Source organism: Sorangiineae bacterium MSr11954 (genome assembly GCA_037157815.1).
GTDB classification, from domain to species: Bacteria; Myxococcota_A; Polyangia; order Polyangiales; family Polyangiaceae; genus Pendulispora; species Pendulispora albinea.
In genome coordinates this window covers 6957795-6982472 of the sequence record CP089984.1, presented here as the reverse complement: position 1 = coordinate 6982472, position 24678 = coordinate 6957795, and the positions used below count along the sequence as shown (strand labels likewise).

Genomic DNA, 24678 nt, shown 5'->3' with positions numbered 1-24678 from the left:
GGGGGCGGCCCGGGAATCCCCGCGGGCGCCAAGGTGTCGAACCCTCGCGATGGCCGTAGGCGGAAAACGACGGAAATTCGCGTAGTCCGACGATGGCATGGCACTAGCTAGGCACCTAGGAGGCGGAGTCTCGAGAATGGCGGTCGATCAAGTCCTCAAGCGAAACTTTTGGGTGGTGATACTGGTCCTCACCGGTGTTGCAGCCTTTTTCGGCGCGAGCGGCGTGACCCAGATCATCGGGATCGGACTCGCGGCCGACGAGAAGCAGCTCACGGCCCCCCCGCTCGCCGCCAAATCACCCGCGGCCGCGTCCAGCGGAACGGGCGGCCATTCCACCAGCGCCGACCCGATCCTCTCGCGCAACCCGTTCGACTCGGTGACCGGCCCGCTGAACAAAGTGGCCGCGGCCGACGAGAGCGCCCCCGAGGCGGCCCCCGATCTCAGGGATCCGTACTCGGCCCCCGCGTGCGACGGCGTGAAGGTCCTCATCATCGCCGCGTCGCCCGACGAGAACTGGTCCTTCGCGGCCCTCAGCTCCGGCGGGGACAACAGCCCCTCGCAGTTGCGCCGCAGGGGCGGCGAGTTCAATGGCAAGACCGTCGAATACGTCCGCTGGGATCGCGTGTGGTTCACCAGCGGCGGCTCGCTCTGTCAGGCGCAGCTGTTCAAGGGCGAAGAAGCCAAGGCCCCGCCGGCCCCGCCGCCTCCTCCTCCGACCGCCCCCGTGCGCGGCGGCGCGCCCACCGTCGATCCGTCGATCGCCAAGGGCATCCAAAAAGTCAGCGCGACGGAGTTCAACATCGACCGCGGCGTGGTCGATAAGATCCTCGAGAATCAAGCGGAGCTGATGCGGCAAGCCCGCATCGTGCCCGTGCAAGAAAATGGAAAGGTCGTCGGCATCAACCTGTTCGGCGTCCGCCCCGACACCTTGCTCGGACAGCTCGGGATGGAGAACGGCGATCGCCTGCAGCAGATCAATGGCTTCGACATGGCGAGCCCCGAGAAGGCTCTGGAAGCGTATGCCCGCCTTCGCATGGCGGACCACTTGACCGTGCAGATCAACCGGCGCGGGCAGAATGTGAACCTCGATTACAACATCAAGTAGCCCGAAAAACCCGGAAACTGCCCGTATTTTGCAGTACGCCCCGCCAGCCAGGTATACGACCGGAGTCCCACCGATGAATGTTACCGAAGTCGAGAACGATGGATTGTTGCGACGAACGCTCATGACCGTGGCCACCATGTTGGGTGGCGCCGTCGTGATCCTCGGAACGGCGAGCCTCATCGCTCTTTTCGTCACCAGCAAAGCGGTGGGTTCGTCCTCGTCCCCGACGGCGCAGATCACACCGGCCGAGGGGAAGAGCGGCACGTCGGGTCCATCCGGCGCGCCGGCGGCTCGCTCCAAGGTTCAGAAGGCCCCGACCGCGGGCAACGAGATCTAAACGCTTCCCATCCCCGATGAGAAAACGACTTTCCCTCCTTGCCGTAGCATCCTTCGGTGCGCTCGCCTCGGGCGCGGTGCGCGACGTCCATGCGCAAACGCCCCCGCCCCCGCCGCCCAAATTCGACGTTCGGCCGAGCGCGGGCCCGGTGACCACCCCCCCCACGCCTCCCCCGGCCACGCCGCCTGCGCGCGCGGCAGCGCCGCCGCCGTCCGGGGGCGCCAAGGGAAGGCCGGCCGACGCCAGCGCGGGGGCCGCAGGAGCTGCGGGATCCACCAGCGGCAAAGCGCAAGCCGACACCGACAAGCTCTCGCAGTTCGAGCAGTCGATGGACTTCGAGCCGCGGAGCCCCAACTACCGCGTCTCGTTCTCCCTCGAGGACGCCGACCTGTCGGAGCTGGTGCGGGTCATCGGGCAGCTCACGGGAAAGCGCTTCATCTTCGGCGGCAAGATCCGCAACATCAAGGCGAGCGTCTACTCGCCGCAGAAGGTCACCGTGGCCGAGGCCTACCAGGCGTTTCTATCGATCCTGGAGACCAACGGCCTCACCGTGATCCCGCACGGCCGCTTCCTCAAGATCGTGGAGACGGCGGGCATCGCGTCGCAGACCACGCCCACCATCGGCCCGCAGCAAGGCGCGCCCACCGAAGATCGCTACGTGACCCGCATGCACCGCCTGCGCAACGTGAGCGCCGACGAGGTGGCGAACCTGCTCGGTAAATTCAAGAGCAAGGACGCCGACGTCTCCTCGTACAGCGCCGGCAACATGCTGATCCTCACCGACACCGGCACCAACATCCGCCGCATGATGTCCATCGTCGAGGAGATCGACGTGGGCGGCGCCGGCGATCAGATCTGGCTCGAGCCGATCTATTACGCGACGGCGTCGGACATCGCGTCGCGGGTCAACGAGCTGTTCGACATCAAGTCCGGATCCAGCGGGCCCTCGCAGGGCGGAAAAGGCGCGCCGGCGCAGTCGGCGGCGGGCGGGGGCGCGGGGGCCGGCGGCGGCGACCTTCACATCTCGAAGATCATGGCCGACGAGCGCACCAACAAGGTGATCATCGTCGCCACCGAGAAGGCGTACCTGCGCGTCCTGGAGCTCATCAAGAAGATGGACGTGCCGCAGACCACGGAGGGCGAGATCCACGTCCTCCCGCTGCAGCACGCCGACGCGGTGGAGCTCACCAAGACCCTGAACGAGATCGTCTCCGGCAGCGGCAGCTCCGGGGGCGGCCCGCCGGGACGAGGGCAGCAGCAGCAAAGCTCGCAGCAGCCGTCCGGCATCTTCGAGGGCGCCGTGAAGGTGAGCGCCGACAAGGCGACCAACTCCATCGTGGTCACCTCCTCGATGCGCGACTTCGCCTCCTTGCACGCGGTGGTCGACCGGCTCGATCTGCCGCGCCGCTCGGTGTTCATCGAGGCCGCCATCCTCGACCTGTCCATCACGCGCTCGAACATCCTCGGCTTCGACTTCCACGGCGGCGACACCTTCACCGGAGGATCCTCGAGCGGCACGGGGCTCATCTACGGCGGCTTGAACCCCATGAAGACGATCCTGCCGCCCGATCCCACGCAGCTGCAGGGCCTCGCCCTCGGCGTGCGCGGACCGGAGATCCCGGGCTCGCAGACCTTGCTCGGCCAGAGCATCTCGATCCCGTCGTTCGGCATGCTCCTCCAAGCCATCGCCACCGACACCGACACGGACGTGCTCTCGACCCCGCACATTCTGGCGACGGACAACCAGAAGGCCATCATCAACATCGGCGAGAACATTCCGCTGCAGCAGAACATCGGCTTCCCGAGCATCCCCAACATCCCCGGCGTCTCGGGCGCCACCAGCGCGGCGGGCCTCGCGGGGTTGGGCGGCTTGAGCGGGTTGGGCGGCGCCACCTCGCAGCGTCAAGACGTCGGTACCAAGCTCACGATTACGCCGCATTTGAACGATTCCAACGAGGTCCGCCTCGAGGTGAACGAGGAGATCAGCGAGGCGAAGGCAGCCGTGGGTAACGCCGCGGTCGTTCCCATCGTCAAGCGCAACGCGGAGACCATGCTGGTCGTGCAGGACCAGCAGACCGTGATCATCGGCGGTTTGATGCGAAATCGCGTCGCCCGCACGGTTAACAAGATCCCGGTGCTCGGGGATATTCCCGTCCTGGGTGCGCTCTTCCGCAAGACGGAGGACCGCATGGAAAAGACCAACCTCATCCTGATTTTGACGCCTTATATCGTTCGCGATCAGGGCGACTTGCGTACGATCTACGAGCGCAAGATGGAAGAGCGGCAGCAGTTCCTGGATCGCTATTTCGTATTCAACGACGACTCGGATTACCAGCCGCCCAAGGACTACTCGCGCACCATCGGCCTCATCGAGTTCATGCGTCAGAGCTACCGCGACGTCGAGGAGAAGAAGAAGCGCGACGAGCTGCTCAAGCCGAAGGAGCTGAAGACGCACGAGCCGGGCGAGCCTCTGGAGATGCCGGCCACCCCGCGCGCGCCGGGCGTGAACCCCAGCGCGCCGGCCACGCCGGCGCCGCCCACGCGCGGAGGAGGCCCCGTGGTCACCCCGCCCACGCGGCAGATCACGAGAGAGGTGGAGCGGTAATGGCGGAAGAGCGTTTCATGGGAGAGCTGCTCGCGCGTCGAGGCGTGGTCCCGGTGGAGCGCCTCGAGGGCTTGTTCGCCATTCAGAAGGAGAAGGGTGGCTCCCTGGTCGACCTCTTGATCGACAGCCAGATCACGGACGAGATCACGGTGGGCCGCGTGCTCGCGGAGGAGGCGGAGCTCCCGTTCGTCGAGCGCATCGAGTCGGACAAGATCCCCACCGCGCTCGCCACGCGCGTGCCCATCGCCTTCGCCAAGCAGCACAAAATCGTGGTGGTGCACGAGGACGACTACGCGATGCACGCCATCGTCGCCGACCCCTTCGACACCGCCGCCCTCGACGATCTGCGGCTGCTCTTCGGCAAGCCGGTGGAGGCCAACGTGGCCCCCGGCGAGCAGGTGGTCGACGCCATCAACCGCGTCTACGAGCGCGTGGCCGGCGGCGGAGAGCTCGAGACCGACGAAGCCGACGTGACCGAGGAGGACGCCGCGAGCGACATCCTCGACAGCGACGACGAGGCCCCCGTCATCCGCTGGGTCAACTCGCTCTTCCTGCAGGCGATGAAGGAGCGCGCGAGCGACATTCATATCGAGCCGGAAGAAAAAGAGGTCCTGGTCCGCTACCGCATCGATGGAGACCTCTACATCAAACGGCGCGCGCCGCGCACGTTCATGAACAGCATCGTCTCGCGCATCAAGATCGAGAGCGCGCTGAACATCGCCGAGAAGCGCCTCCCGCAAGACGGCCGCATCACCAAGAAGATCGCCGGCAAGAGCTTCGACATCCGCGTCAGCACCATCCCGACCAGCCGCGGCTACGAGCGCATCGTCATGCGTCTGCTCAACAAGTCGAGCGTCTTGCTCGACCTGCCCGATCTGGGCTTCAGCCACCGCGACTACACCTTGATGGACGGGCTCATTCGCCGCCCGGACGGCATCATCTTGGTGACGGGGCCCACCGGCTCCGGAAAGACCACCACGCTCTACGCGTGCATCAACCGCATCAACCGCCCCGACTTGAACATCCTCACCGCCGAGGATCCGGTCGAGTACGAGATCGGCGGCATCCACCAGGTGCACGTGCAGCCCAAGATCGGGCTCACCTTCGCGAGCGCGCTACGCGCCTTCCTCCGCCAGGATCCGGACGTGGTCATGGTCGGTGAGATCCGCGACAAGGAGACGGTGGAGATCGCGATCAACGCGTCGCTCACCGGTCACTTGGTGCTCTCCACCATCCACACCAACGACGCCGCCGGCGCCGTGACCCGTATGGTGGACATGGGGGTCGAGCCGTTCCTCATCCGCTCCAGCGTCATCGGCATCTTGGCGCAGCGCCTGGTGCGCGTCCTCTGCCCGCACTGCAAGGAGCCCTACGCGGCCGAGGACTTCGAGCTGGAGGAGCTCGGCCTCACCCAGGAGCGCATCCGCATGCGCAACTCGCGCACCAACATCGCAGGGACCCGGTACTTCCCGCGCACGGTGACGGAGCCGGACCTTCTGACCCTCGCGCCCGGCTCTCGCCCCACGTTCTACCGCCAAAAAGGGTGCGCCCGCTGCGCGAACACGGGGTTCTCCGGCCGGCGCGGCATCTACGAGCTGCTCTTGATGGATGACGCCGTGGGCCCGCTCATCCTCAAGAACGCCGACGCGCAAGCGTTGAAGCGCGCGGCCCTCGAGCAAGGCATGGACAGCTTGCGCGACGACGGCGCCCGCAAGGTCATCCTCGGCCTCACCACGGTGGAGGAGGTGCTCGCGGCCACGCAAGAGGACGTCGGGGTCAACGAAATCGCCACGGTCTCCGCCGTGCCCATGCCCGCCGCCGTGCGCACGGCAAGCTGATGGCCGTCTTCGAGTACCGCGGTCTGGTCGTCGCCACCGGCAAGCAGGTGCACGGTGTGCGCGACGCAGACAACGCCAAGGTCCTCCGCGCCGCCCTGAAGCGCGAAGGCATCCTCCTCACCAACGCGCACGAGGAGAGCTCGGCCGAGGCCGAAGGGCGAAAGAACAAGCTCGATCTGGGCGCCTTCTTCCGGCGGGTCAGCATCACCGACGTGGCGATGATGACCCGGCAGCTCGCGACCTTGGTCATGGCGGGCATCCCGCTGGTGGAGGCCGTGGCCGCGCTCACCGATCAAGTGGAGAAGCTCGAGCTCAAACGGGTGCTCACCCAGGTGCGCGATCGGCTCAACGAGGGTATCTCGCTGGCCAAGGCGCTGGAGCCGCACCCCAAGATCTTCCCGCCGCTCTATGTGAACATGGTGGCCGCGGGCGAGGCGTCGGGCACCCTGGAGGCGGTGCTCGAGCGCTTGTCCGACTTCATGGAGGGGCAGGCCCGGCTGCGATCCAAGGTGAGCTCCGCGCTCGCGTACCCGGTGCTGATGCTCATCATCGGCTCGGTGCTCATCACCGTCATGATGATCGCCGTCGTGCCGAAGATCACCAGCATCTTCGCCAGCCTCGATCGCGCGCTGCCTTGGTACACCTCGCTGCTCATCTTCGTGTCGAACACCCTGAAGTCGAACGAGATGATCGGCTTCATCGTGATGATGGGCACCATGATCGCCGCGCGCAAAGCCATGAGCGCGCCGCAGAACGGCGATGAAAAGGAGAAGCCGCACGGGCCGCGCGCCAAGCGCCCGCTCGGCGGCGCCGCCATCGTGGCCATGGCGCTGGGCGTGTTCGTGCTGGTGCTCTTCTTCTATCTCGAGTCGCCGCTCTCCTACGCCATCGGCTTGTTCATCGGCTTCATCGTGGGGCTCATCGTCGGAAAGCTCATCGCGTACGTCGCCACCCCCGCGGGCCGCGTCTGGAAGGACTCGTTCATCCTCAAGCTGCCCATCTTCGGCCCGCTCTTTCGCATGCTGGCGGTGGCGCGCTTCTCGCGCACCCTGGCCACCTTGCTCCAGAGCGGCGTACCGCTGCTCAAGGCCATGGGCATCGTGCGCAACGTGCTCGGCAACGCGCGCCTGGAGAAGGTCGTCGAGGAGGCCACGGGATCGATCCGCGAGGGTGAATCCATCGCCGCGCCGCTCCGGCGCAGCCGCGAGTTTCCGCCCATCGTGACCCACATGATCGCGGTGGGCGAGAAGAGCGGGCAGCTGGAGCAAATGCTGGAGAACGTCGCGCGCGCGTACGACACGCAGGTGGAGACCCGCGTGCAAGCGATGACCAGCCTGCTCGAGCCGCTCATCATCGTCTTCATGGGAGGCGGGGTCGGCTTCATCGCGTTCTCGATCTTGATGCCCCTCATTCAGATGAACGATTTCGTGCAATAAGGCCGAGCGAAGGATTTTACGTGGGATTTGCAATGGCGCGGCGACGGGAATCAACGGTCTTCTTCCCCTGGGAAAAGAAGCGAGGCGTGCTCGGGGTGATCGGCCGGGCGCGCGGCCGCCTCTTGCTCTCGGTGGTGGCCGTGGCTGCATTCGTCGCGCTGGTGTGGGGGCGGGAAGAGCACGCGGCGTCGCTCCGCGCCACGCGGGCCAGCTTGACCACGACCATCCGTGCCGTCACGGCCTACCGCGCCGACCACGCGGGCAAGTGCCCAAGGTCGCTGTCGGATCTGGTGGCGGGTGGTTACACGCGCGACATCCCCATCGACGCCTGGGGCCGTCCGCTGCGGTTGACCTGCCCGGGGCGGCGCGATGCAGCAAACTTCGAGGTATCGAGTGATGGGCCCGACGGGCTTCCGGGAGGGCTCGATCGAGTCGAATAATGGCGGGTCGAAGAATGGCAGCGGGACCGCCCCCGCATTTGCTCGCGGACGGTCACGAAGTGAGGAGTACTTTCCCGGGCTCACATGTTTTTCTCTTCAAGGAGTTCGTCGATGAAATTGTCATGGTCCGAAGTTAGTCGCCGCGTCCGTCGCGATAGGCGCGTTTGCCGCGCAGCCCAGCGCGGTGTGACCCTCATCGAGATCCTGATCGTGCTCGCGATCATCGGGCTCATCGCGGGTGGCATCGCCATGACCGCGATTCCAAAGTTCGCCGACGCGCAGAAGCAAACGACGAAGACCAGCGCGCAGTCCCTCCGCCAAGCCGCGGCCCTCTGGCGCACCATGAACGCGGCCGAGTGCCCCACGGTGGACAAGCTGAAGGCCGAGAAGCAGCTCGAGGCCTCGTCCAAGCTGAGCGACGCGTGGGATCAGCCGTTCAAGATCATCTGCGACGACGACGAGACCACCGTGGTGAGCTCGGGCCCCGACAAGAAAGAGGGCACGCCCGACGACATCCGCGTACCCGAAGGCGCGTCGACGAAGTAATGCACCATGCGACGCGGCTCCACCATCCAGGGAGAACCCCTCCGCCCAAACCCTCCCCCCGCGGGGCAGGGCACGAAGCGGCGCCTCGCTCGGCGGGGCATGACCTTGGTGGAGATCCTCGTCGTGTTGGTGGTCATCGCCATGATGATGGCGGGCATCATCTTCGGATCGGGGCAGGTGCCGAGCGCGCGGCTTCGGGCGTCGAGCAGCTTGATCACGAGCGCCATCAAAGCGGGCTACACGCGCTCCAACGCGGTCTCCAAGAGCGTGCGGCTGGTGTTCGACTTCGAGTCGAACACCATGTGGCTCGAGGAGGCGAACCGTCCGATGGTGGTCCAATCCAAGGATCTCACCGGCACCGGCGGAGCCGATCCGGCGACCGCGGCCGAGCAAGCCGCGGTGGCGGAAGGGGAGCGCATCATCAAAGGACCCGCCGCCCCGCGCCCGCAGTTTTTACCCGTCGATAAGGCCGATTTGGCGGCGCGCGAGCCGGGGGGCAAGCGCCCGCTCCCGCGCGGCATCACCTTTCGGGAGATCCAGATCGCGCACGACGACCAGCCGCGCACCGAGGGCCGCGCGTACTTGTACTTCTGGTCCGGCGGGCAGACCGAGCGCGCGTCGATCCAAGTGCGCATCGGCAAGGACGAGGACGATTCGCAGACGTTGACCCTCTTGGTCGCGCCGCTCACGGGCAAGGTCACCGTCAAGAGCGGGCCGGTTGCGCTCAAGATCCCCGACGACAAAGAAGCGTCGGAGCGCGAGGAGACGAGCCCGTGAATCACGCATCCACTCGCGCGCGGCGTTCTTTGCGTTTTGCTCGTCCCGCGAGCTCCGCGCGCCGTGCACGTCTCGCACGTCTCGCGGGTCTCGCACGTTCGTCGGGCGCCGGTTTTTCGCTCCTCGAGGTGATGGTCGCCATCGCGATTTTGGGCCTTTCGCTCACCGTCATCCTCTCGGCGCAAGGCGGATTGACGACCAGCACGCGGCGGGCGGCCAACATGGCCAACGCGGTCGAGTACGGCCGCTGCAAGATGACCGAGGTCGAAGAGAAGCTCCTGAAGCTCGGATACCCGGAGCTCGACGATCTGCAGTCGCAGATCCCGTGCTGCAACGACGATACGGACACGATGTACACCTGCGATACGCGGGTGGAGAAGGTGCTGCTCCCCAACCCGCCGAGCAACAGCCTGGGCGACGGCGGCGCGGCGGGACCGAGCCCCTCGGGCTCGGCGAGCTTGGGGGGCGGGCAGACGCCGTTCGTCTTGAACCCCGCGGGCGGCGCGCAGCTCAATTTGAGCATGGACGCGGGGTTGCAAGGCTTGGGCAACGCGCTCAACGCGGCCGGCGGCGCCGATGGGCTCATCAGCATGGCGATGGGCATCGTGTACCCCACGTTGAAGCCGATGATGGAGGCGTCGATTCGGCGCCTCACGGTGACGGTTCATTGGAAGGAGGGCTCGCAGGAGAAGGAGCTCTCCATGGTGCAATACGTCACCAATCCGCAGCGCGGCAACCTCCTCAGCGGCGCGGTCCTGCCGCCGGGCGCCGATCCGAACGCCGTGGGCGGCGCCGGTGGAACGGGCACCGGCGGCACCGGAACGGGCGGCACCGGAACGGGCGGCACCGGCGGCACCGGCACGGGGGGCAAATGACCAAGCGATCGCACGCGCGCGGCATGACCTTGCTGGAGATCGTCGTCTCCATGGCGATCCTCGCCATGATCGCGCTGCTCATTTACGGCGCGGTCGACTCCCTGAGCCGCGGAAAGAAGGCAGAGGCGCTGCGCAACGAGCGGTCGCGCCAGGGGCGCACGGCGATTTTGCGCATGTCGCGCGAGATCTCCGCCGCGTTCATCTCGCAGCACATGCCGACCAACATCGCGCTGCGCACGCGCGAGACTTTGTTCATCGGCACCAGCAGCGGCTCGCAGGACCGCGTGGACTTCACCGCCTTCGCCCACCGGCGCACGGAGGCCGACTCGAAGGAGTCGGACCAGTCGGAGATCAGCTACTTCCTCGCGCGCGATCCGGACCACGACGGCAAGATGGATCTGGTGCGCCGCGAGCAGTCGCCCATCGATACGGACGCGCGCCGCGGCGGCGTGGTCAACGTGCTGGCGGAGGACGTGGAGAGCTTCGACATCCGCTACCTCGATCCCCAGACGAGCCAGTGGGTCGAGAGCTGGGACACGACGCAGACCGCGACCGGGCAGGGGGCTCGTCTGCCGCTGGAGGTCCATTTCAAGCTGGTGCTCGCCAACCCACCGCCAGGGGTCGAGAAAACCTACACCACGAAGGTGGCGCTGCTCATGCTGCAGCCGCTCTCGTTCGGGATCCCGCGATGAAACCTTCGGCACGAATGCGCGCGAGCAGAACGAGGAAGAGGCGGGTGCGGGAGCGCGGCATCGCGCTCATCATGGTGCTCGGATCCATCGCCGTGCTCACCGTGATGCTGGCCGAGTTCCAGGACGAGACCAGCACCGAGCTGGCCGCGGCGCTGGCCGATCGCGATGGCGTGCAGGCCGAGTACATGGCCCGGAGCGCGGTGAACCTGGCGCGGCTGCTCTTGGCGTCCGAGCCCACCATGCGCACGGCCGTGGCGCCGCTCTTCATGATGATGAAGAAGACCCCGCCGCAGCTCCCGGTCTGGGAGTTCTCGGATCGCATCTTGGGGGCGTTCAACGATCAGGAGGGCGCCAGCAGCTTCTCCAGCACGGTGGGCATCGATCTCTCGCTCGGCAAGAACCTCGGCATGCCGGGCGGCCGCTTCGAGCTGGCCATCGTCGACGAGGACTCGAAGATCAACGTGAACCTCGGCGCCTCGAACGACATCGCGCACCTCCGTCTGGCGCGCGAGATCATGGGCCTCATCGCGCCGCTGCAGTTCTCCCCGCTGTTCGAGCAGAAGGACAAATCGGGCACCACGCACGATCGCCTGTCGACGTGCTCGGCCATCATCGACTGGGCCGACGTGGACGAAGGCATGTTCGACTGCAACGTGAGCACATCGGCGTCGGGGAGCGTCGGCGTGGAGGACGCGTACTACCAGCTCCTGCCCAAGCCTTACCGCCGCAAGAACGCGCCGTACGACTCGCTCGACGAGCTGCGCATGGCGCGCGGGGTGGGCGAGGACTTTTGGGCCACCTTCGTCGATCCGGAGCCGGAGAACCCGAAGAAGCGGATCATGACCGTGTGGGGGCAAGGCGCCATCAACGTGAACACCGCCAACGCCCAGACCCTGCTCGCGGTCATCTGCTCGGGCGCGCCCAGGGCGGAGATCTGCAACGACGCGATGCAAGCCTCCACCTTCCTCACCGGGGTGACCATGGCGCGCGCCGTCACCATGGGCGCGCCGCTCTTCGGCAGCGCCGACGACTTCATGGGCGCGATGCAGGGCAAAGGCCAACTGGGGCCGCTGCTGCAAGGTATGGGCATGAAGCCAGTGCAGTTCCAGGCGCCGGGCGAGTTCAAGAACAGCATCTCCACCGAGAGCAAGATGTTCTCGATTTACGCGGTGGGCGTGATCAAAGGCTACAAGCGCGAGACGCGCACCGCGATCCACGCGGTGGTCGACTTCCGCAGCGCGCCGCAGCTGGGCACGGGGACGGGCACCGGTACCGGCACCACGCCGGGCCAGACCCCGCCGCCGGGACAAAGCCAGACGCCACCGCCCACCACCGGCAACCCCCAGACCGACGCGATCCTGGCCGCCACCAAGCCCAGTACCGGTGGACAAGTCGTTTACTTTCGAATCGAATAGCTCATCGCTGAAAGCCCGCGAAACCTCTCAGGAAAGTTAGGAAAGTCCAGGAATTCATGCCGATTTGGGTCGGAATCGATATCGGAAAGAGTGCCGTCAAGGTCGCGGCGATCCGATCGAGCTACCGCAAGACCGCCTTGGTCGGGCTGGCCAGCGTGGATATCCCCGTCGATCGCCCGAGCACGTTGCTCACGCCGCCCATGGGCACCCAGGCCCTGGGGCTCGATCCCTCGGCGCCGTTCGGGGCTTCGCTACCCTCGGCCGCGCCGCTCGGATCGGGCGCGCCCATCACATCGGCCGCGGCGGCCTTGTCGGGCTTGTCCAGCGCATCGGCGGCGGCCGTCTCGAGCATCGGGCCGGGGGTGTCGGGCGCGCCCGAAGGTGCGGCGGACGATGCGTCGGCCTCCAGCCGCGAGCAGGTGGCGCAGGCGATTCGCGAGGCCGTCGCCATGGCGCTCGGCAAAGCGGGAAACGGCGATGGCGTGGCGGCGGCCATCGATGGCGCCAAGGTCATGTCGCGGGTGCTGCCCATCCCCGCCAGCGCGCAGAAGCAGCTGGCCGAGGTGCTCCCCTTCGAGCTCGAGGCGCAGGTCCCGTTCGAGCTCGATGGCTCGGTCTTCGATTACCGCGTCCTCACGGCGCTGCGTTCGCTCCCGGGCGCCGATCCCGCGATGCTCCCCGTTCTGGCGTCGGTCTCGCGCATCACCGAGGTGCGCGAGCGCATCGACTTGGTGAAGCACGCCATCGGCGCGGAGCCCGAGCGGGTCGGCGTCGGCTTGCTCCCGCTGGCGAACTGGATCCCGTTCTCGCCGGCCCTGGCCGAGCCGGGGCCGCTGGTGGTGGTCGATCTGGGCACCTTGTCGAGCGACATTCTCATTTTGCGGAGCGGCGAGCCGGTCTTCACCCGCACCATTTCGCAGGGCACCGCGGGCTTGCCCGAGACGGCGCCGCGCCTGGCGCGCGAGATTCGACTCACCTTGGCGGCGTACCGCGCGACCGGCGGCGACTCCGCGACCCGCGTCTATTTGTGCGGCGGCGGCGCCTTCGTGTCGGGCGCCGAGTCGTTCCTGTCGAACGAGCTGGAGACCGAGGTGGCGGTCCTCCCTCCGCCGCCCATCGACTACGAAGTTCCGCAGGCGGATCAAGTGCGGCAGCTGGCGCGCTACGCCAAGGCCATCGGCTTGGCGCTGGGCCTCGGCACCCGCCCGCTCGGCCTCGATCTGCGCAAAGGGCCGCTGGCGTACGAGCGCGGCTTCGGCTGGATCCGCGAGCGCATCCCGGTGCTCGCCGGCCTGGGCGCGGTGATCGCGGTGAGCTTCTTTTTCTCGGCCTGCACGCAGCTCTATGCGCTGGGCAAAGAGTCGGAGACGGTGGAGAAGGCTCTGGCCACGGTCACCAAGGAGGTCCTCGGCGAGGAGACCACCAGCCCCGAGCGCGCGAACGAGCTGCTCTCGCAGCAAACGGGCGCCGACGACGATCCGATGCCCCACGCCGATGCGTTCGACGTGATGGTGCGGCTCTCGGAGGCCATCCCCGTGTCGATGACCCACGACATCGAGGATCTCGACGTGCAGAAGGGCCACGTGAGCATCCACGGCATCGTGGGCTCGATGGCCGACGCGCAGTCGATCGTCACCTCGCTCAAGAGCGAGCCTTGCTTCTCCGACGTTCAAATCAAGCGCATCGATCAGGTCGTCGGGAAGGAAGACCGCAAGAAGTACGGGCTCGAGTTCGACTTGAAGTGCCCCGAGGATCAAAAGGGGAAAAAGAAGGACCCCCAGGCCGGGACCGCACCGGCCGCGAGCTCGGCGAGTGGAGGTAAGTGATGGCCAGCCCCCGTGCGCTCCTCGAACGTCTCAACTTGAACCCGCGCGAGCAGAGGCTCGTCTCCTTGCTCGCGGTGGTGGTGCTCCTCTTGGTGTTCCTCGGCATCCCCATCTTCGTCGAGAGCATGATCCTCTCGCGCCGCTCGGCGGTGTCCGACGCCCGTGCCGCGCTCGACGCCGTGCAAGGCGCGCGCGGTCAGCTGCGCGATCGGCAGGCCAAGAAAGAGGCGGTGGCGAGCCGCTATCAGAACAAGGCGCCGGCGCTGGCGGGTTTCCTCGAGCAGACGGCCCGCGCCCAGAAGCTGGAGGTCACCGACTCGGTCGACCGGCCCGAGGTGCCGATCGGGGCGGGCAAGCGCTACATCGAGCGGAGCACCATCATCCACGTGAAGAAGGCCGGCATGTACGCGATCGCCAAGTTCCTCGAGAGCATCGAGCGGAGCGGGCACCCCATCTTGATCTCGCGCCTGAACATCCGCAAACGCGTCTCCGATCCCGACTCCTTCGACATGGAGCTCGGCATCTCCGCCTACGATCACGTCACGCCGTCGCCCGCGGGCGGCGCGAAAAAGGCCGAGGAGAAGACACAGTGAACGCCGCCAAGCAGGCTCTGTCAGGTTCGGCAGGTTCGGCAGGTTCGGCGGGTTCGGCGCCCGAGCCGGCGTCGCCCAAGTCGCCCAAGCCGACCATCCGCGCGCGCATCTCGACCTTCATTCCCCCGGTGCTCCTGCAGGACGTGTGGAAGGAGCGGTTCCAAAAGTGGACACCGCGCCTGGGGATTCCCCTCTTCTATCTCTTTTGCCTGCTGGTCTTTGCGTCCCTCACATTTCCCTACGACAAACTCCGGGACAAGCTCGTGGGCTCCTTCAACGCGGCGCAAAAGCCGGGGCCGAACCAGCAAGAGCTCCACATCGACGAGCTCACATCGCACTTTCTAACCGGCGTGAAAGCCAAAGGCGTTCGCCTCCTCAGCGCGTCGCCCGAGCCGGGAAAGCCGCCCGTCGAGCTCAAGATCGACGTGGCGAAGGCGCGCATCTCGCTTTTGCCGCTCCTCATCGGGCACCAAAACATCTCGTTCAGCCTCGATGCATTCGGTGGCGCGGTGGACGGCGTCTTCGAGGAGCACGGGAAGGATCGGCACGTGGCCGTGAACTTCGACGCCGTGGATCTCAAGGCCATCGAGCCGATTGGGGCGTTCTTGGGCCTCCCCGTCGAGGGCAAGCTCACGGGCAAAATCGACCTTCTCATGCCGGAGGGCAAGGCCTCCAAGGGCAGCGGCACGGTCAACCTCGAGGCGGCCGACGTGACGGTGGCCGACGGGGTGGCCAAGATCAAGGCGGGGATGCTGCCCATCACGCCGCCCAAGGTGGCGGTGGGCAATCTCTCCTTCGTGGCGGAGGCCAAGGAGGGGATCCTGCGGGTGACCAAATTCGGAGCCTCGGGCAAAGATGTCGAGCTCAGTGGCGACGGTCGTGTTCAAATGCGTGAGATGGCGACCGAGAGCATTTGCGACTTGAACGTGAAGTTCAAAATTTCGGACGGCTTCCGTTCGAAGAACGATATGGCCAAGAGCCTATTCGGTCCTCCCGGTTCGAGCGCGGGCGCGCTCTTCGAGATGGACCCCAAGGTGAAGCAGTCGAAGACCTCCGACGGTTTCTATGCCTTTCACGTGCGGGGCCAGCTCGGTCGTCCCGAGGTGGATCCGCGCGGAAGCGGCGGCACCAGCTCCTCGTCCAAAGGAGGAACACCGTGAGCGTCTCCGGCGCACCGCCGCCCATGGCGACGTTCTCGCGGCTGGTCGGGGTCATTCACCTGCCGCCCTTGCCGGGGAGCCCTCTCTGGGCGCTGCCCATGCGGGCCATCGTCGAGCGCACGGTGGAGGACGCGCGCATCCTCGAGGGCGCGGGCTATCACCTGGCGATGATTGAAAACTTCGGGGACACCCCGTTCATCCGCCACAAGGTCCCGCCGGTCACCATCGCGGCGATGACCGCGTGCGCGGAGGCCGTACGCTCGGCCTTTCCGCGTCTTCCGCTGGGCATCAACGTCCTTCGCAACGACGCCGAGGCTGCGCTATCCATCGCCGCCGTGGTGGGCGCCGCCTGCATCCGGGTCAACGTCCACACCGGCGCGCGCGTGACCGATCAAGGCATCATCGAGGGCGACGCCGCGAGCACCCTCCGCACCCGGCGCGCGCTCTCGGCCGAAGCCGTGAACATCTGGGCCGACGTCGACGTCAAACACTCCGCCCCGCTGGCCCCCCGTCCCGTGGCCGACGAAGCCTCCGACCTCATCACGCGCGCCATGGTCGACGCCATCCTCGTCACCGGCTCCGGCACCGGCAAGAGCATCGATCCCGCCCAAATCTCCCTCGTCCGCTCCGCCACCGGCAACGCCCCCCTCTATGTCGCCAGCGGCGCGCGCCCCGAGGATCTCCCGGCCCTGGCGACCCTCTGCGACGGCGTCATCGTCGGCAGCGCCCTACGGGCCAACGGCGTCGCCGGCGGCCCCGTCAACATCGCGGCGGCCACCACCTTCGCCAAGGCCTTCCGCGCGGTCTTTCCACGTGACTCCGTGCCGGGGTGAGCGAGGGGTGACGCGGCGCTACGATTCGCTCGCGCCGCGCGGCGGCCACATGCGCTCGATGGTGTGCTCGATTTTGGAGCACGCCGCGCCCAACGCCGATTCGTAGTTTCCATCCCCGTGCGGGGCATACGTCGCGGCCGTGAGTCCCTCGAGGTCCGAGGGCAACACGGGCGACGCGTCGCCGCGGGGATGGACGACGAAGGTCTTCGAGCGCCCGAGCTGGCCGATGAAGAACCCGAGCTCGAAGATCACGTTGTCGCGCGGGGCAAGGCGCTTTTGACCGCGCTTTACGGTCTCGTCGTCCGGCGTAAGAACGAGAATGGCGAAGTCGAACTTTCCTCGCCACGAATCGATGGCCTCCATCGACGTTTGCGACAGCCGAAAAAGGCCCTGGCACCACACGGTGCACTCTGCAGCATGATCCAGGTTCACCTGAACGGCCTTTGCTGCTTTCAGCCCCTCCACGGATGACCCAATGACGATTCGCGGTCGGGTCGGACCGGGCGCGGGCACGCGCGCGTCTCGATTGTTGCCGGACTCTGCAACAGGATTTGGTGAGGGCCGATACTCGCCCCGCTCCCGAACAGGTGCGCTCCCGTGCGCACGCTTATCGCCACGTGCATTTCCATTGTGCATCAGTCTCGCTCCTTCTGCTGGCCATCCTTCCTCGAACAGGTTGCGCACGAACGTCCTCCCATGCGCACCTTCCAACCGTCGCCGAACGGTTGCTTCGCTCAGACCCGCCACCTCGGCGATGATGCGCACGCGCTCTTCATCGCGCGCCGTTGCCGCGGTCAGGTCGCCGAGAGCGTTTGCGTCGATGCCATCTTCCGAGGGCCAGCAGTCCTCGAACAGGTTGCGCACGAACGTTCTGCCATGGGCCTCTTCCAGCCGTTTCCGAACGGCAGCTTCGCTCAGCCCCGTCACTTCGGCGATGCGATTCAGGCGACCTTCATCGCGCGCCGTCGCCGCGGTCAGGTCGCCGAGAGCGTTTGCGTCGATGCCATCTTCCGAGGGCCAGCAGTCCTCGAACAGGTTGCGCACGAACGTTCTGCCATGAGCCTCTTCCAGCCGTTTCCGAACGGTTGCTTCGCTCAGCCCCGTCACCTCGGCGATGCTGTTCACGCGATCGTCATCGCGCGCCGTCGCCGCGGTCAGATCGCCGAGAGCGTTTGCGTCGATGCCATCTTCCGAGGGCCAGCAGTCCTCGAACAGGTTGCGCACGAACGTTCTGCCATGAGCCTCTTCCAACCGTCTCCGAACGGTTGCTTCGCTCAGCCCCGTAATTTCCGCGATGTTATTCACCCGACCTTCATCGCGCGCCGTTGCCGCGGTCAGGTCGCCAAGAGCGTTTGCGTCGATGCCATCTTCCGAAGGCCAGCAGTCCTCGAACAGGTTGCGCACGAACGTTCTGCCGTGAGCCTCTCCCAACCGTCTCCGAACGGTGGCCTCGCTCAGCCCCGTCACTTCGGCAATGTCCCGGATGCGCTCTTCATCGCGCGCCGTCGCCGCCGTCAGATCGCCGAGAGCGTCTGCGTCGCTGTCGGCTGGCCATCGGTCTTGGAACAGGTTTCGTACGAGCGTTTTGCCGTGGACCTCTCCCAATCGCCGCCGAACGGTGGCCTCGCTCAGGTTCGTCATGCGGGCGAGCGCGCTCACGGGATCGTCGGCGCGCGCCATGGCCGCCGTCATCTCCCCGAGGGTGGCCGTGTCGTCGTTGTCGGACCGCCAACGGTCCTCGAACACATTTCGAACGAGGGTCTTGCCATGGGCCTCTTCCAAACGCCGCCGAACCGCCGCATCGCTCAGGCTCGTGATGCGCGAGATGGCGCTCACGCAATTGTCTTGGCGTGCCATCGCCGCGGTGACGTTGGTCCACATCCGTCGCTCGGTACTCACGGGCTCCTAGATAGAATAGGGGAACGCGCGTCCGTTGCGAAGCGTCCGTCCGCGTGAATCGTCGCGAAGCGGACGGCCTGCCGAATGCTGTTTGAGGCACATCGTGTCTGGTTTCGAGTGAAACTGCGCGGAGTGGGCTGACTTAGTCCGATGGGCTAGACTAAGTGTGGTGAAGGCGAACAAGAAGAGCGTCAACGTTCACGAGGCAAAGACGCACTTCTCCAAGCTGCTCGAGATTGCGCACGCGGGTGCGGAGATCATCATCGCAAAGGCCGGAAAGCCCTACGCCAAGCTCGTGCCTTTGGAGCGAGCTTCCAAACGCCCCCTGGGGTTCGTCCAGGCCACCGTGGCGCCGGAGGTGTTCGAGCCACTCGCGGAGGACGAGCTCCTCGACTGGGAAGAGGGGTCGCTCGTTCCGAAGGCTTCAGGAAAAAAACGGCGGCCTCGATGAAGGTGCTCCTGGATTCGCATGCTCTCGTTTGGTCGCTGACGGCGCCCAATCTTTTGTCGCGCAAGGCCCGCGCCGTCGTCGAAGATCCGGAGACGGAGCTCTACGTGAGCAGCGCGTCCGTCTGGGAGTTGTTCATCAAATTCCACCGAGGAAAGCTTCGAGGCGCCGAGTCCTTGATGAACGGTTTCGACGGGCATCTCGTTCGCCTCGGGGCCTTCGAGCTGACGATTGCCCACCGGCACGCGCGCCTGAGCGCGACATTGCCGCATCCGCATCGCGATCCATTCGACCGGATGTTGGCTGCGCAGTCGATCGTCGAAGATCTGCCGATCGTGACCTACGATCGGCAGATCGCGGCGCTGGGTGCGAGGACGGTTTGGTAGGCGCTCAATAGCCCGATTCGCGCAGGCGGGAGACGATGGTGCGGAAGAAGTCGAGGTGATCGAATTTGGAGAGGTTGTCCGGGCCGTTGGCGAGGAACTGGCCGACTTCGCGGAGGTGATCGGCCGGGACGCATTGGAGGAACTCGCCCCACTTGGAGCTGTCGACGGTGACCAGGCCGTCGTTGGCCTTGACCGTGAATCCTTGTAGGTACACGGTGGTGGGCCATAGCAAGATGGGGACGGCGTCGACGCGGAAGACGTCGTTGGGGTAGGTGGAGCCGGAGCAGGCCGACAAGCCCACTTGCAGGTTGGTGCGGCCGCCGTAGCTCGAATAGCGGACGCGCGGATCGTCTTTGTATTTCGGGTTGAAGACGGTGGTCATGTACTTCTCACTGAGCTCGGTGATCTGCGCCCGGATGTGCGGATCGGTTTTCAGCTCGTAGACCGAGATTTGCAGGAGCTTGAGCACCGCGCCCGTGACCGCGTCGAGCACGTCGTCGGGGACCGCGTCGGTGAGGCCGAGCACCAGGTCCGCCACTTTGCTCCCGCGGTGCGGGGTGGCGACGGTGGTGATCGAGGCGATGCGGTCGCCGTAGCCGAGGCCATTGGGGCTCGCGAGAACACGCGCGTCCAGCCCGCCCTGGCTGTGGCCGATGATGTTGACCTTCTTGGCCCCCGTCTTCGCCAGGATCTTGTCGATTTGATCGGCGACATAGCGGGCGCGCACCTCGCTCGTGTCGTAGGGCGGCGCGATGGTGGTGAAGACCTGCGTCTCGCCGCGCTTGGCCAAATCCTCTTTCACGCCATTGAAGTAAACGATGTCGAGCGGCAGGTTCTTGAGCCGATCGAACCCGCCCATCCCGTGCACCAAGACAATGGGATAATGACTGTTCGCACCGGATAATGCTTCTTCCGTCGAATCGCCGAAAGCTTGCGCGTCGCCGGCACTACAGGCGAGCAGCGTCGTCAAACCGAGGACCGAGAGCGCACGGGCGCACGAGCGCAGTAGGGTAACGGACATATCGGCTCACCTCCCGAAAGAGTGCGGTGGACATGCGCACCGCGTAGATCGGCGCGCTGCAGCGCACCGATACTGAATGCGCACTCATTCAGAATCAATGCGCCGCGCCACCCAGCCTCGACGATTTGTGGGAGATACAACTACGGTTGGTGGTGGGCGCAAGGATTCGAGTCGATTGGAGAATGTCCCATTTCCAATGGGATGGGATATTGGCTCATTGCATTGCGTCAATCGGGACAGCAAGGTCGCTCTCGTTTGCGTTAGGCAACACAGTGTTGCTTAATAACGTATCGCGTCAGCCCCTTGCGCACGCGCGGCATAACCTCGACGGGCGCGACCCCCCTCGGGAACACGAAGCCAAATCCCCTCGCGCCCCTCGCGCCCCTCGCACCCCTCGCACCCCTCGCGCCCTGGCGGTTGACTCTCCCGCGCGCCCCGCCCATGGCAATCCGCGCTGCACGCCCGCCGCTAAAAGCCGTAATCGCGTTTCGCCGCGGAGCTCGACGCCTTCGGCGCTTTGGTGCGCGTCGCCGTGGCCCCGCCCTTGTTCTCCTCGGAGGCATCCGGAAGCTCGGCGCCCCGCAGCGGGGCAACCGCAAGCGAAGGCGATTCCTGCGTTTCGTGCGCCTGCTGCGCGTCATGCGCGTCACGCGCGCCCTGCGCGTCCCGCACTTCCGGAGCGACCGGCACACCCGGCGGCGCCGCAAGCACCGCACGCCGCCCCGGCTCGCGCTGACGAAGAAGGAACGAAGCCAGCGCAAACACCACCACGAACACCACCGCACCCAAAACGCCGATGGCCGCCGCAACGAAATGCCGCGCACGCAAGCTCACCTCGTGAAAGCTCGGCGCACCCGACGATGGCCCCGCGGCATTGGGGAACCCAATCACCGCCGAGCCCAGCGTGCCCGCCGTGATCAGCGACACGGGCGCATCGTCTTCGCCGCCCGTCGCCGCGCGCGCCGACGGTAAGCTCGGCAAGCTCGGTGCAGGCGGCACCACCCACGCATCGGGCGCGCGGGGCGCATCGGCGTCCGTCGGTGTAAAGGAGCGCCGATCGATGGCCCGCAAAGGCCGCGTCTCCCGAAGATGTACGTCGGGCGGTGCCGGATTTTCCGCGGTGAGCCCCGCGCTCGCCGCGCGCCGGCGCTCGGTGCTCGCCCGCAGCGCGTGCTCGACGGCTTTGCGCCGCGCCTCGGTGCGCTCGCCGAGGTGCTCGTGCACGAAGGTGGCGACGTCGCTCGAGGTCGTATGGCACCCCATCGCGATCATGAGCCGCTCCAGCGCCCGGTGCAGCTCGGCCGCCGAGCCAATGCGATCGTCGGGCTCGAACGCCAGCGCGCGCTGGCACAAGGCGTCGAGCTCCGGCGGGTAGGTCGAGGGGAGCGGCGGTGGAGGATCGCCGCTGGTCAGCATGTGCAACGTCGCGAGCTGGTTGGCGCCGTCGTACGGCGGTGCGCCCGTGAGCATGTAGTACATGACCGCGCCGATGGCCCACACGTCGGCCCGCCGGTCGACCGTTTTGCCGATCGCCTGCTCCGGCGCCATGTACTGGATTTTTCCCTTGAGGAGCCCGGCGGTCGTATCACCCGAGAGGCGATCGCGCGCCTTGGCGATGCCAAAGTCGATCAGCTTGGCCGCGCCGTTGACGCTCACCAAAATGTTCTGCGGGGAGACATCGCGGTGCACCACGCCAAGGCTCGTGCCCGAGGGATCGCGCATCTCGTGGGCTGCGTGCAAACCCGCGCAGGTGTCGGCCATGATGCGCAGCACCACGCCCATCGGCATCGTCGCCTGCCGCTTGCGCACGGCGCGGTGAAGCTTCGACACGGAGTCGCCGTCCACCCACTCCATCACCAGGTAGAACACCTCGCCCTGCTCGCCCAGATCGAGGATCTGCGCGACGTTGGCGTGCTCGATGCCGGCCGCGATGCGGGCCTCGTCGAGGAACATCTGCTGAAAGCGCGCATCGCTCGCGTACTGCGGCAGGATCGTCTTGACGGCGACCAGCTTCTCGAAGCCGTGCTTGCCATGAAGGCGCGCGAGCCAGACTGATGCCATCCCCCCGCGAGCAATGGGGCACAGAAGCTCGTAGCGATCCAGACGATAGCCGGGCTCGAGGTGTGCACGCTCCCCGCTCGGGCTCACTCCTTACGTATCGCGTGAAAGCCCCGAACCGGCAAGCTTTGCGCGGTCCACTTCCCGAAGGGAAGACCGCAAATTGGAGGCGCAACGGCGGAGACGCCTCACTCCGGGGTGGATGTAGGCGAATCTTGCAGAATCGCCGCCACGGTCTCGGGTGCCAGCCGGCGCGCCCGCTCACGCAGACGCAAAAGCAGCGAATCGCGATCGCGCCCACCCCCGGCCGCCACGCTCGGACTCGAAGGTGCCGGAGCAGGAGCCACCGGCGCGGGACGCTCGGACGCGGGACGCTCGGACTCCATCCGCAAAGGCGGGGCAGGGGGCGGCGGCGCCACGGCGATCTCCACCGTGTGTACATGCCCGTTTTGCCCGGAATCATCCACCTCGGAGGCATCTTCGGCCTGCAGCGCCGCGGGCGGCAGAGGCCCCGTTTGCGTCAGCAGCGTTGGTGCCGGCGGCACCGGGGTCGGGTCGGCTGCGGGCGGAGGTGGAAGCACGCTCTCCGTCATCGACGCATCGAGGGCCGCCCGCGCACGTTCTTCGCGGATCAAGGCGGCGCGGTCGACCAGCGCCTTCGTCTTCTTGTCGAGGCGGGTGAAGCGAAGGGTCAGGCCCGGCAGGTGATCGAGCGCGTTCGGCTTGAAGGCGATGACCCGCCCCTCGCCGCGCATCAGCGGCATTCCGCTGGCGAGCATGACCTCGAAGCGCAGAATCACCCCTTGCGGGCGCGATTGCGCTCCAATCAGTGTGACGCTCGTCCGGGTCAACGTGTCGATCTCGTGCTCGAGGAACTCGTCCTCGTCGGAGTATGGACGCGTGACGCGGATGGCGACCGGCTGGCGAACCTCGGCTGCCACGGAGTCGAGAATACGACGAGCATGGCTCGTCCGGCAACCCAGGAGGCAAAAAGAGTAGGCAACCTGTCGCCTGCGCCCGCGCGCGCGGCACCCGCCGGCGGGTGCGCGATGCGCGCCCACCGGGTGCAACTTTCCTGTACCCTGCGCGGCGCTATGGAAACCCGTGTTTTAGTCGTTGGGTCCGGTGCGCGTGAGCACGCACTGGCTCGCGTTCTCGCGAAGCAGTGTGACGTGGTTTGTGCCCCCGGCAACGCGGGGACGGCGCTGTCGTTCCGAAATGCCAACGTGCCGATCGACGATCTCGCCGGCATCGTCGCGCTCGCGGAGCGCGAAAAGGTGTCGCTGGTGGTCGTGGGGCCCGAGCTTCCGCTGACCCTCGGCTTGGTGGACGCGCTCTCCGCCAAAGGGATCCTCGCCTTTGGGCCCTCGAAGGCCGCGGCGCAGTTGGAGGGCTCGAAGGCCTTCATGAAGCGCTTCTTGAAGCGCCATGGCATCCCCACCGCCGACTTTGCCGTCTTCGACGATGTCGCCGCCGCAGAGGCCTATGTGCGCGCCGCCGCCCGACCCCTGGTCGTCAAGACCGATGGCCTGGCGGCCGGCAAGGGTGTCGTCGTCGCGACCTCCACCGAGCAAGCGCTCCTCGCCGTCCGGCAAATGATGCGCGACCGCATCTTCGGCGACGCCGGGAGCACCGTGATCATCGAGGAGCTCCTGGCCGGGGAGGAGGCGAGCTTCCACGTCCTTTGCGACGGCGAGCGCGGGATTGCGCTCCCGGCCGCGCAGGATCACAAGCGCGTGCGCGACCTCGATCAAGGCCCGAACACGGGTGGCATGGGAGCCTACGCGCCCGCGCCCATCGTCACACCGGAGGTCCACGACGTGGTCATGCGCACCGTGGTCGAACCGACCCTCGCGGGCATGAAGAGCGAGGGGACCCCGTTTCGTGGCGTGCTCTTCGTGGGGCTCATGATCGAGGCCGGCGTGCCGCGCGTGCTCGAGTTCAACGTGCGCTTCGGGGATCCCGAGACCAGCGTGTTGATGGCGCTGTCCCGGATCGAAGGGGGCGGATGGTACGACCTTTTGGCCGGCGCCGCCCGTGGAGAGCTCCCGCCCTCCATGCAGGCATCGACCGACGGCGCCGCGCTCTCCGTGGTGATGGCGGCCGAAGGCTACCCGGCCTCCGTTCGGACAGGCGATCCGATCCAAGGCCTCGACGATCCCGGAAACGACCAGGTCCATGTGCTCCACGCCGGAACGTCCCGCCGCGACGACGGCACCGTGGTGACATCGGGCGGCCGGGTGCTCAACGTGGTTGCCCGCGCCGCCTCCCTCCAGGAAGCGGCCGCCCTGGCCTACGCGCGCGTCGACGCGATCCACTGGCCGGGCGAGCACCACAGGCGCGACATCGGACGTCTCGCGCTCACGAAGGGGAACTGATCCCCGCGTA

At 66.7% G+C, this 24678-nt stretch carries 22 protein-coding genes; 18 read left to right on the top strand and 4 right to left on the bottom strand.

The features are described 5' to 3' along the window. Nucleotides 1-136 precede the first annotated feature (136 nt). The 15 genes from LZC94_27010 (at nucleotide 137) to LZC94_26940 (ending at nucleotide 16478) form a co-directional block, all read left to right on the top strand. Nucleotides 137-1105: a general secretion pathway protein GspC gene (locus tag LZC94_27010; GenBank protein WXB11503.1), complete on the top strand. Its 969-nt coding sequence runs from the start codon at nucleotides 137-139 to the stop codon at nucleotides 1103-1105. Nucleotides 1106-1178: 73 nt separating this feature from the next. Further along, nucleotides 1179-1442, top strand: coding sequence for a hypothetical protein (locus tag LZC94_27005; protein WXB11502.1), 264 nt, complete (start codon nucleotides 1179-1181; stop codon nucleotides 1440-1442). Between the two features lie 16 nt (nucleotides 1443-1458). Then, nucleotides 1459-4047 carry a type II secretion system secretin GspD gene (gspD, locus tag LZC94_27000; GenBank protein WXB11501.1) on the top strand — a complete coding sequence of 863 codons (2589 nt, stop codon included), beginning with the start codon at nucleotides 1459-1461 and terminating at the stop codon, nucleotides 4045-4047. Beyond that, the gene (gene gspE, locus LZC94_26995) at nucleotides 4047-5885 is read left to right on the top strand and encodes a type II secretion system ATPase GspE (protein ID WXB11500.1); all 1839 of its coding nucleotides are present in this window, start codon (nucleotides 4047-4049) and stop codon (nucleotides 5883-5885) included. The genes gspD and gspE overlap by 1 nt, the downstream gene beginning before the upstream one ends. Further along, nucleotides 5885-7321: a type II secretion system F family protein gene (locus tag LZC94_26990; GenBank protein ID WXB11499.1), complete on the top strand. Its 1437-nt coding sequence runs from the start codon at nucleotides 5885-5887 to the stop codon at nucleotides 7319-7321. The genes gspE and LZC94_26990 overlap by 1 nt, the downstream gene beginning before the upstream one ends. A gap of 20 nt (nucleotides 7322-7341) precedes the next feature. Further along, on the top strand, nucleotides 7342-7761 hold the full coding sequence (locus LZC94_26985) for a type II secretion system protein GspG (GenBank protein ID WXB11498.1): 420 nt from the start codon (nucleotides 7342-7344) through the stop codon (nucleotides 7759-7761). Nucleotides 7762-7947: 186 nt separating this feature from the next. Further along, a complete protein-coding gene (locus LZC94_26980) occupies nucleotides 7948-8307 on the top strand; it encodes a type II secretion system GspH family protein (protein ID WXB11497.1) in 360 nt (119 codons plus the stop codon). Between the two features lie 6 nt (nucleotides 8308-8313). Next, entirely contained in the window at nucleotides 8314-9084 is a 771-nt protein-coding gene (locus LZC94_26975) for a prepilin-type N-terminal cleavage/methylation domain-containing protein (GenBank protein WXB11496.1), read from the top strand. Nucleotides 9085-9215: 131 nt separating this feature from the next. Then, nucleotides 9216-9959, top strand: a complete 744-nt coding sequence (locus LZC94_26970; GenBank protein WXB20253.1) for a hypothetical protein — start codon at nucleotides 9216-9218, stop codon at nucleotides 9957-9959. Further along, nucleotides 9956-10651 carry a prepilin-type N-terminal cleavage/methylation domain-containing protein gene (locus tag LZC94_26965; GenBank protein WXB11495.1) on the top strand — a complete coding sequence of 232 codons (696 nt, stop codon included), beginning with the start codon at nucleotides 9956-9958 and terminating at the stop codon, nucleotides 10649-10651. Before LZC94_26970 ends, LZC94_26965 begins: the two co-directional genes overlap by 4 nt. Before the next feature lie 44 nt (nucleotides 10652-10695). Further along, nucleotides 10696-12066 carry a type II secretion system protein GspK gene (locus LZC94_26960; GenBank protein ID WXB11494.1) on the top strand — a complete coding sequence of 457 codons (1371 nt, stop codon included), beginning with the start codon at nucleotides 10696-10698 and terminating at the stop codon, nucleotides 12064-12066. A 56-nt stretch (nucleotides 12067-12122) separates the two neighbouring features. Then, the gene (gene pilM / locus LZC94_26955; GenBank protein ID WXB11493.1) at nucleotides 12123-13892 is read left to right on the top strand and encodes a pilus assembly protein PilM; all 1770 of its coding nucleotides are present in this window, start codon (nucleotides 12123-12125) and stop codon (nucleotides 13890-13892) included. Continuing rightward, nucleotides 13892-14485 carry a type II secretion system protein GspM gene (gene gspM, locus LZC94_26950; protein WXB11492.1) on the top strand — a complete coding sequence of 198 codons (594 nt, stop codon included), beginning with the start codon at nucleotides 13892-13894 and terminating at the stop codon, nucleotides 14483-14485. The genes pilM and gspM overlap by 1 nt, the downstream gene beginning before the upstream one ends. Further along, nucleotides 14482-15645: a type II secretion system protein GspN gene (gene gspN, locus LZC94_26945; protein ID WXB11491.1), complete on the top strand. Its 1164-nt coding sequence runs from the start codon at nucleotides 14482-14484 to the stop codon at nucleotides 15643-15645. Before gspM ends, gspN begins: the two co-directional genes overlap by 4 nt. Next, complete coding sequence (locus LZC94_26940) at nucleotides 15642-16478, top strand: BtpA/SgcQ family protein (GenBank protein ID WXB11490.1); 837 nt, start codon at nucleotides 15642-15644, stop codon at nucleotides 16476-16478. The genes gspN and LZC94_26940 overlap by 4 nt, the downstream gene beginning before the upstream one ends. Nucleotides 16479-16496: 18 nt before the next feature. On the opposite strand, the gene LZC94_26935 is transcribed toward LZC94_26940, so the two are convergent. Then, nucleotides 16497-18377 carry a nucleotide-binding protein gene (locus LZC94_26935; protein ID WXB11489.1) on the bottom strand — a complete coding sequence of 627 codons (1881 nt, stop codon included), beginning with the start codon at nucleotides 18375-18377 and terminating at the stop codon, nucleotides 16497-16499. A gap of 169 nt (nucleotides 18378-18546) precedes the next feature. Here LZC94_26935 and LZC94_26930 point away from each other — a divergent pair, with 169 nt between their 5' ends. Both LZC94_26930 and LZC94_26925 read left to right on the top strand, forming a co-directional pair. Continuing rightward, a complete protein-coding gene (locus tag LZC94_26930) occupies nucleotides 18547-18828 on the top strand; it encodes a type II toxin-antitoxin system prevent-host-death family antitoxin (GenBank protein WXB11488.1) in 282 nt (93 codons plus the stop codon). After that, nucleotides 18825-19211, top strand: coding sequence for a type II toxin-antitoxin system VapC family toxin (locus tag LZC94_26925; protein WXB11487.1), 387 nt, complete (start codon nucleotides 18825-18827; stop codon nucleotides 19209-19211). The genes LZC94_26930 and LZC94_26925 overlap by 4 nt, the downstream gene beginning before the upstream one ends. Nucleotides 19212-19215: 4 nt before the next feature. Here LZC94_26925 and LZC94_26920 read toward each other — a convergent pair whose 3' ends face one another. From LZC94_26920 to LZC94_26910, 3 genes are all read right to left on the bottom strand, one after another. After that, nucleotides 19216-20232, bottom strand: a complete 1017-nt coding sequence (locus LZC94_26920) for a triacylglycerol lipase (protein WXB11486.1) — start codon at nucleotides 20230-20232, stop codon at nucleotides 19216-19218. A 468-nt stretch (nucleotides 20233-20700) separates the two neighbouring features. After that, nucleotides 20701-22293 (bottom strand): serine/threonine protein kinase, encoded by a 1593-nt coding sequence (locus LZC94_26915; protein ID WXB11485.1) that lies wholly within the window; start codon nucleotides 22291-22293, stop codon nucleotides 20701-20703. Nucleotides 22294-22478: 185 nt separating this feature from the next. Next, complete coding sequence (locus tag LZC94_26910; GenBank protein ID WXB11484.1) at nucleotides 22479-23231, bottom strand: hypothetical protein; 753 nt, start codon at nucleotides 23229-23231, stop codon at nucleotides 22479-22481. Nucleotides 23232-23384: 153 nt separating this feature from the next. On the opposite strand from LZC94_26910, the gene purD reads away from it, so the two are divergent. Further along, nucleotides 23385-24668 (top strand): phosphoribosylamine--glycine ligase, encoded by a 1284-nt coding sequence (gene purD, locus LZC94_26905; GenBank protein WXB11483.1) that lies wholly within the window; start codon nucleotides 23385-23387, stop codon nucleotides 24666-24668. Nucleotides 24669-24678: the final 10 nt, after the last annotated feature.

Bases quoted from the DNA above. Each gene is read 5' to 3' on its own strand.
- gspE (WXB11500.1), top strand. From the start codon at position 4,047: ATGGCGGAAGAGCGTTTCATGGGAGAGCTGCTCGCGCGTCGAGGCGTG.
- LZC94_26990 (WXB11499.1), top strand. From the start codon at position 5,885: ATGGCCGTCTTCGAGTACCGCGGTCTGGTCGTCGCCACCGGCAAGCAG.
- gspM (WXB11492.1), top strand. From the start codon at position 13,892: ATGGCCAGCCCCCGTGCGCTCCTCGAACGTCTCAACTTGAACCCGCGC.
- pilM (WXB11493.1), top strand. From the start codon at position 12,123: ATGCCGATTTGGGTCGGAATCGATATCGGAAAGAGTGCCGTCAAGGTC.
- gspD (WXB11501.1), top strand. From the start codon at position 1,459: ATGAGAAAACGACTTTCCCTCCTTGCCGTAGCATCCTTCGGTGCGCTC.
- LZC94_26975 (WXB11496.1), top strand. From the start codon at position 8,314: ATGCGACGCGGCTCCACCATCCAGGGAGAACCCCTCCGCCCAAACCCT.
- LZC94_27005 (WXB11502.1), top strand. From the start codon at position 1,179: ATGAATGTTACCGAAGTCGAGAACGATGGATTGTTGCGACGAACGCTC.
- LZC94_27010 (WXB11503.1), top strand. From the start codon at position 137: ATGGCGGTCGATCAAGTCCTCAAGCGAAACTTTTGGGTGGTGATACTG.
- LZC94_26965 (WXB11495.1), top strand. From the start codon at position 9,956: ATGACCAAGCGATCGCACGCGCGCGGCATGACCTTGCTGGAGATCGTC.
- LZC94_26970 (WXB20253.1), top strand. From the start codon at position 9,216: ATGGTCGCCATCGCGATTTTGGGCCTTTCGCTCACCGTCATCCTCTCG.
- LZC94_26925 (WXB11487.1), top strand. From the start codon at position 18,825: ATGAAGGTGCTCCTGGATTCGCATGCTCTCGTTTGGTCGCTGACGGCG.
- purD (WXB11483.1), top strand. From the start codon at position 23,385: ATGGAAACCCGTGTTTTAGTCGTTGGGTCCGGTGCGCGTGAGCACGCA.
- LZC94_26920 (WXB11486.1), bottom strand. From the start codon at position 20,232: ATGTCCGTTACCCTACTGCGCTCGTGCGCCCGTGCGCTCTCGGTCCTC.
- LZC94_26915 (WXB11485.1), bottom strand. From the start codon at position 22,293: ATGGCATCAGTCTGGCTCGCGCGCCTTCATGGCAAGCACGGCTTCGAG.